Below are 13,420 nucleotides of genomic sequence, written 5' to 3' on the forward strand. Positions count from 1 at the left end.
CCCGTGTTTGTTTACGTTTTGGCCGATTTTGGGAACAAAAGCAAGAACACTTGCCCGTGTTTGTTTATTTTTCCCCGCGTTTGTTCCCATTTTTGGTGTTTTGGGAAACAAAAGCAGGCGCGACGACCTGCCTTTTTGCTTAGCGCGTAGTGTGCTCGTATAAAAGCAGTATGAATTATGCCAAAAGCTGGTTATGTGTTGGTGCGTATTAACTTTTGTTAGGGAAAGGTCGCAAGCAACCGCACATTTTGCAACAAAACACTTTAATAACAAAACAAAATCACATATAATAATTACAACAGCGCCCGTTATGTTACAAAATATAACATTGTGCGAGTGTTGAATAAGAAAATATATAATAGATAACTAAGCGTCTAAAGCGTGTGATTAATAAGATACAAAATAAGATACAAACAAGAAAACGTAAAAACAAGAAAACGTAATAAATACAAAGAAGACAAAGAAGACAAAGAAGACAAAGAGTAAAAGAGACGATGGAGTCAAAGATGTCTCAACAAAATACCAAAGCGAATGCGCTAGCCTCACAACAAAATGCCGCGCGCGCAATTTGCAAACATGCATTAGACGTTACCAATAATACTTTTGAAGGGGTGGTTTTGTGGTAGAGCCTAAAAAGATTGATGGGTTGCACAATATTCCAACTACGGCTGGATTTGCAGGCCCAGGCGGTGGCTTTGAAGGCGGAGCAGCTGCAGGATTCGAGATTGACGATGCTTCGAAGCACAAGAAGGCAGATGAGCGAGAAGTCGAAAAAAGCCTAGAAGATACAGATGCTTTTGACGCAATAGACGTTAAGGCGATTCGCGCTAGAAACAAAGCTGGCGGTGCAAACGAGACGGTTATGAGCAAGATTACAAGCACGGGTGTTGGGGATTCGTCGCTTAGTAGCCTTGTGGCTCAAGCGGAAGGAGAAGCTGCGGCAGATGTGCGCGATTCGTTGTACGCAACGCAGCAAATGCCTGCGGTTTTAGGCGATATTGATTCGCAAGAGCCGCCGCGCCCAGTGCAAGCTCCGATTCGCGATTTTGGCGGAGAGTATCCGTATAGGTTGTACCGCCCAGGAACCTACGCGCGCGAGCATATTCGCATTACAGCAACAAAGCTTTCCGACGGTCGCGACTTTTTCTACATAGACGACAATCCAGAATATGTTAGCGGCCACAAAACAAGGGAGCTGATTGACCCTAGAAAGTTGCCGTATCGCTTTACTTCGCGTGTTGATGAAAATGGAAATGAGGTTCCTAGCGAGGCGCCGCAAATGCGACAAGATCCGCTTACTGGGGACTGGATTCCAATGTCTAGGTTGTGGGCAAAGCGACCAGCTACTATTCTTAGTGCGGATTCAAATAATCATGGTTCTGCGGCGGATTCTGCGGCGGATTCTACTAAATCAAGAATCGACCCATTTGCTGGCAGAAAGCCACAGTGCGAGTACCAAAATGGCGAAATTCCAGACGAAGATTACGACGTTGTTGTTTTTGAAAATCGCTACCCAGCTATGGCAAAGGTTGCGGGTGTTCCAAACACAACAACATACGTTGATGGAAATCCGCTGTGGAAGCAGGCTCCTGCGGCTGGACGATGCGAAGTGATTTGCTTTAGCTCCAACGAAGACATGCTGCCAGCTAATCTTTCCGTTTTGCGTATGCGCACAATTGTTGAAGCTTGGGCGTTTAGAACCGCAGAAATTAGCCAAATCGAAGGAATTGAGCAGATTTATCCGTTTGAAAATCACGGAAGCCAGATTGGCGTGACTTTGCATCATCCTCATGGTCAGATTTATGCGTATCCATTTATTGCCCCTAGGTTGGAGCAGGAGTTGCGCCACACGGAGGCTTATTTTGAGCGCACGGGTAGCAATCTTCTTAAGGATTTAATGAATTCAGAGATTGAGGCTAAAAAGCGCGTGATTATGCATAATCACAGTTGGGTTGCGTATGTTCCAGCTGCCGCGCGTTGGCCGCTAGAGGTGCATGTTGCTCCTGTTCGAGACGTTCTTACTTTGGATCAGCTTGACGATCAAGAGCGTTGGGATTTGGCGCAAATCTACATAACTCTTCTTAGGCGTGCTAATAAGTTCTTTGGATTATCGCCTTTGAACGCGGGAGAATCTGCATCTGCAGGTAATTCGTTAGCTTTCGATTCTTCTTCTAGCGAATTCGTTGATTTGCCTTACGTTGCAGCATGGCATCAAGCTCCTGTACACGATTCTCGTCGTTCGCATTATCGCCTTAATTTGCAATTCTTCTCGTTTATGCGAGATGCCAATAAAATCAAGTATTTGGCTGGGTCGGAAGCGGGAATGGCGTCTTGGATTTCCGATACCACTCCAGAGCTGATTGCAAAGCGATTCCAAGAATTAGGAGATGTTGATCTTGATTAGTCAGTTTTGATTAGTCAGCATTGATTAGTCAGTTTTGATTAGTTTTAATCAGTCTAATTTTTGCGCGTTTTACTCAAAAAGTGAGATGATTAAGTTATGTTGCTGCATCTTTATTTAGTTCGTCATGGCCAAACCATGTTTAATTGTTACAATCGCTTGCAAGGCTGGAGCAATTCTCCATTAACTCCAAAAGGGCTTAAAGACGCCGATTTAGCGGCTCAAAAGCTTAAGAGCGTTGTTTTTGCTGCCGCATATTGCTCCGATACAACTCGCGCGCAAATCACAGCTGAGCGCATTTTAATCGAAAACGAAAAGCACACTCATGCACGCCCACAGCTTGTAAGCGATATGCATTTTCGCGAGCAATGCTACGGCTATTTTGAAGGTCAAGATATGAATATGGCTTGGTGGGCTGCAGGTGCGCCTCACGGAGCAAAAACATATAACGAAATCGTTGAAAAGTTTGGGCTGGCTGCAACTAGAGACATGCTTAAAGAGGCCGACCCATTCCACGATGCGGAGTCAGATATTGAATATTGGAAGCGCGTTGAAGGTGGTTTTAATATAATCGCCAGCAACCCAGCGCTAAAAGACGGAGACAACGTTTTGCAAATCTCCCACGGAAACACGCTTTTAAGTCTTATGCATCGTTTTGCGCCTGTTGGTTACGATTTAAGCGAACGCCCGCAAAATGGAAGTGTAACTCGCCTTGATTTCAACACGGCAGTTCCAATCGATCAGGCTATAACAATTAAGGGATACAACGAGTAAATACAATAAGTTTGCTAAAAAATTGTTCGTTAAATTTTTAAAAAGAGTCTTGACTCTTCGTTAATCTTTTAAATACATTGCGTGGGTAGTCGTGTGCAAAACAGCAGGAAAGAGGTTACGATGAGCGTTGGAGACATTGCTGCTCTAATTGCGGCTATTTCGTTTGCGGTGCTTTCGGGATTTATGATTTATCCGCTTATTAGGCTGGGTAAAATGTTTAATCAGATTGCTCAAACCGTTAAGGAATCGGGCGAACACGCTTTGCCTGCTATCGACGAATCTGTTACTACAGTAAAGCAAGTGAACAAAACCTTAGAAGACGTTAATGCCGTTACGGGAGCCGCTCGCACTACTGCTACAAATGTTGGCGCTCTTACGGATTTGTATGGTGCTTTTCTTGGAAAGCCAGTTGTTAAAATTGCCTCTGCTTGCTACGCGCTTAAAGATACTTTTAACGCATTCTTTAACAAAGCTACTGTTCCAACGGATGCTGCAGAATCTTCTGCTAGGCACGCGGCAAATTCTGGCGAGTCATTTATGCCTAAGGGGGAGTGATGTTTAAGCGTTTATTTTGGATTTGCATCGGTTTTGTAATGGGAGTTATGTCTGTTACAAAGGCTCGCGCGTACGTTAAGGAAAAGTTCCCACAAAGCGCTAGGAATTTCTTCTTCGATAAAGACCCAAAGAATCTTACTTTAAGCACGATTTTGTCTTTGTACAATGATTTTAATTCCAGCAGAAAAGCCCACGAGTCGCAGCTTAACTCTAAGTATGCCGACAAGTACGCCGATAAACGTGACGATTCGTTTACAAATAAGTCTTATACTAAGTAGTCTTATACTAAGTCTGATAAATAAAAAAGGAGTTCGTACCCATGCGCACAGCAGAAATTGCAAAGCGTTATCTTGATTATTTTGCCAAGAATGGCCATATGGTCGTGCCTTCGGCATCGCTGATTTCTCCAAATCCAACGACGCTTTTTACGATTGCAGGCATGGTTCCATTCATACCTTATCTTTTGGGAGAGCAAACACCTCCTTCGCGCAGAATGACGTCTAACCAAAAATGCGTGCGTACGCTCGATATTGACGAAGTTGGCAAAACCACTCGTCACGGCACCTTCTTCCAAATGGTTGGAAACTTTAGCTTTGGTGACTATTTTAAAGAAGAAGCAATCCACTATGCTTGGGAGCTTTTAACAACTCCTCAAGATAAGGGCGGCTATGGTTTTGACCCAGAAAAGCTTTGGGTTACTACTTTTACAGACGACGACGAAGCTCGCGCAATCTGGAAGAATGAGGGCTTTGACCCAGAGCACATGCAAGTTTTTGGCATGGAAGATAACTTCTGGACTACTGGTGGCCCTGGCCCTGGCGGCCCATGCTCCGAGATTTACGTTGATCGCGGCCCAGAATATGGAAAGGATGGCGGTCCTGCTGCCGACGAATCTCGCTTTATTGAGATTTGGGATTTGGTTTTTGAGAACTTCCAGGTAGACAACGTAAAGTCTAAGACCGATTTGCATATTGTTGGTGAGCTTGATCAAAAGAACATCGATACGGGTGCCGGTTTGGAGCGTTTGGCTTACCTTATGCAGGGCAAGGAAAACATTTACGAAACCGACGAAGTTTACCCAGTTATTGAAGCTGCAGAAAAGCTTAGTGGCGTAAAGTACGGAAGCAATGCCGATGCGGATGTTCGTTTCCGTGTTGTGGCAGATCACGTGCGTTCCGCTTTGATGATTATGAGCGATGGCGTGCGTCCAAGCAATGTTGGCCGTGGATACGTTCTTCGCCGTCTTCTTCGCCGAACTGTTCGCGCAATGCGTATGCTTGGTGTGCAAGATCCAGTTTTGCCAACCTTGTTCCCAGTTTCTAAGGGCGCTATGGAGCCAAGCTACCCAGAGCTTAACAACACTTTCCACGAGGTTAGCGAAGCTGCATACGGTGAGGAAGATGCCTTCCGCCGCACTCTAGAAAAGGGTACGACTATTCTTGATTTGGCTGTGGAAAAAGCTAAGAAAGAACACAAGGACGAACCTATGGTTGGCGGTGCAGACGCCTTTACTTTGCACGATACTTACGGCTTCCCAATTGAGTTGACTCTGGAGATGGCTGCTGAGCAGGGTGTTAAGGTTGACGAGGCTAAGTTCCGCGAGCTTATGAGCGAACAGAAGGGCCGCGCTCGTGCGGATGCTTTGAAGAAGCGCCACAATGTAGACGTTAGCGTTTACGACGATATTAAGAAGGAGCTAGAAAAGCCAATCGACTTCCTCGGTTACACAGACTTTTCCAGCCGTTCCAACGTTTTGGCAATTGTTGAAGCAGGCAAGGGCTCTGTTAAAAGCGTTAGCGCTCCTGCAAACGTGGAGGTTATTCTTGATCGCACGCCATTCTATGCTGAGCGCGGCGGCCAGATTGCCGATCAGGGCGAGATTATTTCCGACGATGGCGCAATTTTGGAAGTCGACGACGTGCAGCGTCCAATCAAGGATTTGATTGTTCACAGCTGCCGACTTACCGAAGGTACGCTTAGCGTTGGTGCTCCTGTAAACACCAATATTGACCAGGTGCGCCGTGCTGCTTTGGCTCGAAGCCACACTGCAACTCACACTCTTCACAAGGCTTTGCGAGAGGAGCTTGGCCCACAGGCAACTCAGCGCGGTTCTGTAGTAGATCCAGATCGCTTGCGTTTTGACTTCCAGTGGCCAAAGGCTGTTGATAAAGATGCATTGTTGCGCGTAGAGGCTCGCGTAAACGAGCGCATTCGCGAAGACTTGCAAGTTGTTCCAAAGGAGATGCCAATCGACGACGCTTTCAAGCTTGGAGCAATGCACTTGTTCGGCGAAAAGTATGGCGATATTGTGCGCGTTGTAGAGATTGGCGACGGCTGGAGCCGTGAGCTTTGCGGCGGTACTCATGCTAAGAGCACGGGCAAGATTGGTATGGTTACAATCCTTTCTGAGTCTTCTATTGGCTCTGGCGTACGCCGTATCGACGCGCTTTGCGGCGAAGAAGCGTACGAATATGGCGCTCGCGAGCACGCATTGGTTGCGCAACTTTCGGACATGGTCAACGCTCGTCCAGACGAGTTGGCTGAGCGCTTAGAGTCTTTGCTTAACAAGATGAAGGATTCCGACCGCAAGCTTGCTTCTGTTTATGAATCACAGCTTAACGAGGCTGTTCCAGAATTGGTTGAAGCGGCTAAGCAAAGCGGCACCAAGGTTAAGCTTGCTGTAAAGAATGTTGGAAACTTCGGTTCCTTCGACGCTTTGCGCAAGACGGTTCTTGACGTTCGTTCTCGCTTGGGCGAAGATTCGCCAGTAATCGTTGCACTGTGCGGCGTAAATGAGAGCGATAAGCCAATGGTTGCTGTGGCCACAAACGAGGCTGCTCGCTCGGCTGGTGCTAAGGCTGGCGATCTTGTGCGTACTGCTTCCAAGGTGCTTGGCGGCGGCGGTGGCGGCAAGCCAGACTTTGCTCAGGGCGGCGGCGCAGATGCTTCTAAGATTGACGAAGCGCTTGAGGCTGTTAAGAGCGAAGTGGCTAAGCTCGACTAGTGCGTAGCTACACGCTTAAAACAAAACGATATAATCTTTACCAAGAGCAGCATAAAATTCATGGTGTGGTTAGGTATTGATTTAGGAGATGCCAGGGTTGGGCTTTCTAAGTCCGACCCTGAGCTGACTTTTGCTCACCCAATTGGCAATATTCAGGCTTATGGTGACTCGTTTAACGCTATTGAAGATGTTCTTAACATTATTGAAGACAATAACGTGAGCCGAGTTGTAATTGGTTTGCCTTTGCAATTAGACGGATCCGAGGGCAAGTCTGCCAAAAAAGCGCGCAGATGGGGTGCTAATTTAGCCAAACGCATTAAATCGCTTTTTGATTATGGCGATTGGTCGCTTGATTTTATTCCAGAAGTCGTTTTTAAAGACGAGCGGCTAACAACAGTTACTGCTCATAAACAACTGTTAGATGCTGATTTTTCCACTAAAAAACATCGTCCAATGGTTGATCAGCAGTCGGCAGTGTTGATTTTGCAATCTGCGATTGACGATTACAAAAATGCTTGTAAAAATATAAAAGGCGACTCGCAAGGCGATTTGCAAAGCGACACGCAAAGTAATTTACAAAGTGACCCGCAAGGCGATTACAGCAGAAAGGAAGCGTTTAATGAGTGAGAATATAGACGATTTTTTCAATCAAAACGCTAAATGGAGCCACGATTCCTCCAATCCTCCTGTGCCGCCAAAATCCCGAAAAGCGATTAAAGCGCGTAAAAATCGCAAAAATAAAAGAAATCGCATAGTTGCATTCATTCTTGCACTAGTTTTTGCGCTGCTATTTGTTGTTGGGTATGGCTTATATCGCGTTGCGGTTTATGTAAGAAATAATAGTCAGTCGGCAATTATGGAAGACTGGCCAGGGCCTGGAAGTGGGTTCGTTGAATTTACGATTGAGCCAGGCCAGGGATCTGTAGAAGTGGGAAACAATCTTGTTAAAGCGCAGGTTGTAAAGTCGCAATCCACATTTTCCAACATTGTCGCCGCAAACAACAAGATTTTGTATCCAGGAATTTACGCGCTTAAAAAACACATGAATTCCATGGACGCAGTGGACATTCTTTCCGACCAAAGCAAGGCGGGCGGATTCTTAGACGTTAAGGCAGGCGAGCGCGCAACAGACGTTATTCGCAAAGCTGCGCAAATCTCTGGAATCGATATTGCTCAATTTAACGCGATTCAAAGCGCAGACGGAATGGGGATTTTGCCTCCAGAAGCGGGCGGAAGCTTTGAAGGATGGTTAGAGCCTGGAGTTTACAACGTAAAAGCCATGAAGTCTGCTAGTAAAATACTTGAAAAAATGGTAGATAAGCGCGTTAAAAAGCTTGATTCTCTAGGTGTTCCTAAAGGCGATTTGCGTCAAAAGATTCTTAAAATTGCATCCATTGCAGAAGCGGAAGTCAATAATCGCGAATACTACGGCAAAGTTTCGCGCGTAATCTTAAATCGTTTAGCTAAAAACATGCCTTTGGGAATGGATACCACGGTTGCGTACGGCATTGGGATTAAGGCGATTAATCTTACGCAATCGCAGCTAGACGATGCAAGCAATCCGTACAACACTAGGATTCACAAGGGGCTGCCGCCTACTCCTATAAGTATTCCTGGAGATAACGCGATTTTGGCGGCTCTTAATCCAGCAAATGGTCCATGGATTTATTTTGTTACCACCAACTTAAAGACGGGCGAAACTAAGTTTGCGGATAACTACGACGATTTCTTAAAGATTCGCGACGAGTATAAGCGCTCCAACGAAAACGCTAACTAGCGCTCCGACCTACCTGAGTGCTTAGACCGCGCGAACGATATTTCCTTACTTGTTGTTGCGCGAGGTTTGAGTATTTCTCTCCTCGCAGGCGCGACGACCTGCCTTCGAGCTTAGAGCGTAGCGCGAAAAGGCAATTCGGAGCGCTGAGCCGCTCAAACGTAAAGTCCAGTGGACTTTACGTGCGGCGAAGACGTGAGCGCGCTGTAACGCGCGAGCGGTTTTCCTAGCTTGGTGTGTAGGAGGGCTGGCTAATTCTTGTCTCACAACGCTCCGCCTATTACGCGTTGTCTAGAGTTGCGGTTGTTCCGATTTGGCTTTGATTTTGTTTTTGGTTTAAGTTTGTTTGTAGGCGTGTGTCATTGGGTTGTTTGGTATCGGCTGCCGCTCTTATAATGTTCGACCAAGAATCACCCAGCCCTCTTGCGTGCTTGAACAATTACGTATCGCTAATCACCGAGATTCTCGATTTTTCTTCTTCATTCGATGAATCACCATCAAAGAGCTGCGAATCGACTTGCATGAGCGCTTAAAGCGTGGCGCGCGAATGCACTTCGATTCGCTGAGCTTGCTCAAAGTTGAAAGCACAGTGTGCTTTCAACGCAAGCGAAGACGTGAGCGCGCTGTAACGCGCGAGCGATACATCTCATTCAGGGCGAAAAATCTCGAATCTCTACCTTGCTTAACGCTATAAAATCGCAGCAAAAGTTCAAAGCATAACAGCTATGAACGCAGATGCAGCTAAGACGGGTACGAACGGGATTTTATTTTGCACATTTTTAGACTTAACGCGGAAAAATCGCAAGCAGACTTTAGGGCAGATTTTCCACACTAAAATCCAAATTAATCCAAATATGCTAACTAATGCAAACCAGTAGATTATGCAATCAAATCCAAATAATGCCAAAGCCTGAGCAATCATAGATGCGCACGTAACGTCTCCAAATCCAAGTGCTCCGCGCGCGCAAAATTTTTGCACCAAAACGTAGAATGCAAAAACTGCTACTGCGCAAAGCCAGCCGCGCAAAAGAAAATTAATATTATGCAAAGTAATTAGCGAAAAAATAAGGTTCGCCGCAGATTGCGCAAAAGCGGCTAGTACAACCCAAAGTCTAGGCACAACGCGGCTGATTAAATCCGTTGCACACACTGCAATCGTGCATACAAGCGTTGGTGTTGCAAACAAACAAGTAATAATAAACTGGCTCATTTGATTATGCTAAATGCGCGAAAGCTGTGCGCGCAATAAATTTCACTCAATGTGGTTAAAGGCTTTTGCAGTTGGTTTGGGATTATGGGCAATACTTAGTGGTTAGTAGAATAAAGAATTTAGAATCGAGTATTGATTTAAAATAAAGTAAAGTATTGAGTGCAGGACGTATATCAATAAATATAACGTACAAATATAACGCACAACGCGATTGGAGAAGGCATGCTTAGATGGCAGACGGCAGGGGAGTCGCACGGAGAAGCGCTGGTGGCAATGATTGAAGGCGTGCCTGCGGGTATAAAGATTACTAGTGCAGATATTGTTTCTGCTCTTGCACGCAGGCGACTTGGCTACGGTCGCGGAGCGCGAATGAAGTTTGAGCAAGACAAGGTGCGTTTGCTAACGGGCGTTCGCCACGGGGTTACTCTTGGATCTCCAATTGCAATCGAAATCGCAAATAGCGAGTGGCCAAAGTGGGTGGAAGTGATGAGCGCAGACCCACTAGACCACGATTTGCCAAAAGAAGGCCGCAATGCGCCGCTTTCTAGGCCGCGCCCTGGGCACGCGGATTTAACGGGCATGCGTAAGTATGGTTTTAGCGACGCGCGCGAGGTTTTGGAGCGTTCGAGTGCTAGGGAAACGGCTTCTCGCGTGGCGTTGGGCGCTGTGGCGGCCGCGTTTTTGCAGCAGGCATTGGGTGTGCGCACAGTTGCGCACGTTATAGGAATAGGCGGCGAATATGCCAATAAAAGTTTAGCCCTGCCAACACCAGATGATGTTGAGGCGTTGGACGCTTCGCCTGTTCGCACTCTAGATAAAGATGCCGAAGCGCGAATGATGGCTAGAATCGATGAAGCAAAGGCTAATGCAGATACGCTTGGCGGTGTTGTAGAGGTTTTGGCATACGGCATGCCTGCTGGAGTTGGCACATACGTAGAGTCGGATCGCAGATTGGACGCAGCTTTGGCGGCGGCTCTTATGGGCATTCAGGCCATTAAAGGCGTGGAAATTGGAGACGGTTTCGAAGAGGCAAATCGCCCTGGGTCGGCTGCTCACGATGAAATGGTAACGGGGGAGAATGGAAAAATCACCCGTCTTAGCAATCGTGCTGGCGGAATTGAAGGCGGAATGTCAAATGGGGAGACAATTCGCGTGCGCGCTGCAATGAAGCCAATTCCGTCCATTCCGCGCGCATTGCAAACGGTAGATGTGCTTACTGGCCAGCCAGCGCAGGCGATTAATCAGCGCTCCGATTTTACGGCCGTTCCAGCCGCTTCCGTAGTTGCAGAGGCAATGGTTCGCTTGACGCTTGCAAAGTATGCGTTAGAAAAGTTTGGCGGAGATTCGCTAGAAGAAACCGCTAGGAATGCTAAGAATTACGTTCAATCTTGGAAAGAGCATATGAGATGAGCGAAGAAGATTCCTTGCTTGATTCACTGCTGGATTCCTTAAAAAGCGTATCGCGTGATGCTTCGCCTAGCGCCTCGCATAACGTATCGCACGGCGCCTTGCAAGCTCAAATCCCATTAGCCGTTATAATCGGCATGCCTGCAGCTGGAAAAACGCGTGTTGGCAAAGAATTAGCGCATATTTTAAACGCTCCATTTATAGACACGGACGAATTAATTGAGCAAGAAATCAATATGCCGATTAGCCAATATTTTAAGGATTTTGGCGAGGAGGCTTTTAGAGATATTGAAGCTCAAATTGTTAGGGATGCTATTTTTTCAAATTCTAATCAATTCGCCCCAATAATCGCCCTCGGCGGTGGCGCCCCAATGCGCCCGCAAACGCAAGAAGTCTTAAAAAAATATACAAAACTCGGCGGCCGTGTTGTTTACTTGCAAGTGGATCCAAACGATGCAATTGAGCGCGCAAGCTGGAATTCAAATCGCCCTATGCTAAGCGGCAAAGACGGCGCAAAACAATGGCTGGATTTGTTCGTTAAAAGAGACCCAGTGTTTTGCAAAGTGGCGAATTTGCACGCTCGCGTTTACGGATTAACGCCAAAACCTGCCGCAAGAAAGCTGAAAGATATGATTATGCAACGAATTGTGCATGTAAGTGGCAAAGATGTTGAAGACTACGATGTTCATATTGGCGCTGGCGCTATGAGCCTTTTGCCACAAATGCTTGGAAAAGAGCCTGTTCGCGTGGCTTTGATTCACACTCAGCCGGTGCAAAGGCATAGCGATAAAGCAAGAACCATTTTGCGCGCGGCTGGCTATAATGTTTTTGACATTCTTATTCCAGACGCCGAGGCTGGCAAAACCGTTAAGGTTGCGGATTTTGTTTGGTCGCGCCTTGCAAACGCAGGGTTTACGCGTTCAGACGCGATTGTTGGCTTGGGCGGGGGAGCAGCCACAGATTTAGCTGGATTTGTTGCCTCTACTTGGATGCGCGGAATTCGCTACGTAAATTGCCCAACTTCGCTTCTTGCTATGGTAGACGCTTCTACTGGCGGAAAAACTGGCGTAAATACTGCGGCTGGCAAGAATCTGGTTGGTAGTTTTTACACTCCTGCTGGTGTTTTGGCCGATACTTGCGCGTTTTCTACATTGCCTAACAGTATTTTTGTTGAAGGCTTGGGAGAGGTTGTAAAATCTGGGTTTATTGGCGATTCTAGCATTTTACAAATTCTGGAAAATCCACAAAATGCTAGCAAGTTGCGCGCGATTGATGGCCCTTCTATTTTAAGCGATTCGGATTTAAACAATTTGGTTTGCGATTTAATAGAAAAAAGCGTGCGTGTTAAGGCATACCACGTTTCTAACGACTTAAAAGAGCAAGGTTTGCGCGAGTTTTTAAATTACGGGCACACTCTTGGGCATGCGATTGAGCAAATCGAGCATTTTTCTTGGCGTCACGGAAATGCGGTTGCTGTTGGAATGGTTTTTGCAGCGCATCTTGCGCAAATATTGGGGTATCTTAATATTCAAGATGTTGAGTATCACAAAGATTTGCTTTCTTCGCTTGGTCTTCCAACGCTTTGGAATGGTGGCGGCAGCAATGACGATGCTTTTGCTAAGGTTCTTGACTTAATGCATAAAGATAAAAAAGCCAGAGGTAACACCTTGCGATTTGTTGTTTTAGACGGGATTGGAAACCCGATTCACTTGGATAATCCGCCGCTGGAGGCGATTCGCGAAGCGTTTAATAAGATTCGAGGTTAGAAAATGGTAGATGTAGCAAATCAAGAAAATGTGATAAATATGCGCAAGGTTTTGGTAGTAAATGGCCCAAATTTAGGGCGATTAGGCGTTCGCCAGCCAGACGTTTATGGCAGTCAGGATTTTGAAACTCTGTGCGCGCTTTGCAAAAAGTGGGCGCAAGAGCTTAACTTGCAAGTAGAAGTGCGCCAGAGTGACGATGAAGCGCAAATGGTTCATTGGATGCACGAAGCTGCCGATACGCATACTCCTGTTGTTATGAATCCTGCTGCTTTTACGCACTACAGCTATGCGCTAGCGGATGCGGCTCACATGGTGTTGGACGCTGGAGTGCCGCTAATGGAGGTGCATATTTCTAATCCTTCTGCGCGTGATTCTTTCCGCAAAATAAGCGTGATTAGCCCTGTTGCAACTGGTACGATTACTGGCATGGGTCTATATGGCTACAAGCTTGCGATTGAGGCTGTTGCACACTTAATATAACTTTTTGATTTGCTTTTAATACAACACTCGAGTCGAGGCTAAAAGATAC

At 46.4% G+C, this 13,420-nt stretch carries 10 protein-coding genes and 1 pseudogene; 10 read left to right on the forward strand and 1 reads right to left on the reverse strand.

What is annotated here, in order from left to right; all coding sequences use genetic code 11:
* The first annotated feature begins 1,024 nt into the window (after positions 1-1,024).
* The 7 genes and pseudogenes from galT to mltG all read left to right on the forward strand — a co-directional run bounded on the left by galT (position 1,025) and on the right by mltG (position 8,511).
* The gene (gene galT, locus ACZ0NX_RS05780) at positions 1,025-2,404 is read left to right on the forward strand and encodes a galactose-1-phosphate uridylyltransferase (protein ID WP_464406141.1); all 1,380 of its coding nucleotides are present in this window, start codon (positions 1,025-1,027) and stop codon (positions 2,402-2,404) included.
* Positions 2,405-2,500: 96 nt separating this feature from the next.
* On the forward strand, positions 2,501-3,175 hold the full coding sequence (locus ACZ0NX_RS05785; RefSeq protein WP_464406074.1) for a histidine phosphatase family protein: 675 nt from the start codon (positions 2,501-2,503) through the stop codon (positions 3,173-3,175).
* Positions 3,176-3,295: 120 nt separating this feature from the next.
* Positions 3,296-3,730, forward strand: coding sequence for a DUF948 domain-containing protein (locus tag ACZ0NX_RS05790; RefSeq protein WP_060787145.1), 435 nt, complete (start codon positions 3,296-3,298; stop codon positions 3,728-3,730).
* The gene (locus tag ACZ0NX_RS05795) at positions 3,730-4,008 is read left to right on the forward strand and encodes a hypothetical protein (protein WP_060787144.1); all 279 of its coding nucleotides are present in this window, start codon (positions 3,730-3,732) and stop codon (positions 4,006-4,008) included. The genes ACZ0NX_RS05790 and ACZ0NX_RS05795 overlap by 1 nt, the downstream gene beginning before the upstream one ends.
* 41 nt (positions 4,009-4,049) lie before the next feature.
* Positions 4,050-6,734, forward strand: coding sequence for an alanine--tRNA ligase (gene alaS, locus ACZ0NX_RS05800; protein WP_464406077.1), 2,685 nt, complete (start codon positions 4,050-4,052; stop codon positions 6,732-6,734).
* Between the two features lie 60 nt (positions 6,735-6,794).
* Positions 6,795-7,259 (forward strand): annotated as a pseudogene (gene ruvX, locus ACZ0NX_RS05805) (Holliday junction resolvase RuvX); the annotation flags it as partial.
* Positions 7,260-7,353: 94 nt separating this feature from the next.
* Positions 7,354-8,511 carry an endolytic transglycosylase MltG gene (gene mltG, locus ACZ0NX_RS05810; protein WP_464406079.1) on the forward strand — a complete coding sequence of 386 codons (1,158 nt, stop codon included), beginning with the start codon at positions 7,354-7,356 and terminating at the stop codon, positions 8,509-8,511.
* A gap of 706 nt (positions 8,512-9,217) precedes the next feature.
* Here the strand turns inward: mltG and ACZ0NX_RS05815 are convergent.
* Positions 9,218-9,718, reverse strand: coding sequence for an A24 family peptidase (locus ACZ0NX_RS05815; protein ID WP_464406081.1), 501 nt, complete (start codon positions 9,716-9,718; stop codon positions 9,218-9,220).
* 222 nt (positions 9,719-9,940) lie between these two features.
* On the opposite strand from ACZ0NX_RS05815, the gene aroC reads away from it, so the two are divergent.
* The 3 genes from aroC to aroQ are packed head-to-tail and all read left to right on the forward strand — an operon-like array spanning position 9,941 to position 13,371.
* Positions 9,941-11,128 carry a chorismate synthase gene (gene aroC / locus ACZ0NX_RS05820; protein ID WP_464406083.1) on the forward strand — a complete coding sequence of 396 codons (1,188 nt, stop codon included), beginning with the start codon at positions 9,941-9,943 and terminating at the stop codon, positions 11,126-11,128.
* Positions 11,125-12,891 carry a bifunctional shikimate kinase/3-dehydroquinate synthase gene (locus ACZ0NX_RS05825; RefSeq protein ID WP_464406084.1) on the forward strand — a complete coding sequence of 589 codons (1,767 nt, stop codon included), beginning with the start codon at positions 11,125-11,127 and terminating at the stop codon, positions 12,889-12,891. The genes aroC and ACZ0NX_RS05825 overlap by 4 nt, the downstream gene beginning before the upstream one ends.
* Positions 12,892-12,930: 39 nt before the next feature.
* A complete protein-coding gene (gene aroQ, locus ACZ0NX_RS05830) occupies positions 12,931-13,371 on the forward strand; it encodes a type II 3-dehydroquinate dehydratase (protein WP_415689290.1) in 441 nt (146 codons plus the stop codon).
* Positions 13,372-13,420: the final 49 nt, after the last annotated feature.

This window comes from Gardnerella rara (assembly GCF_055452355.1).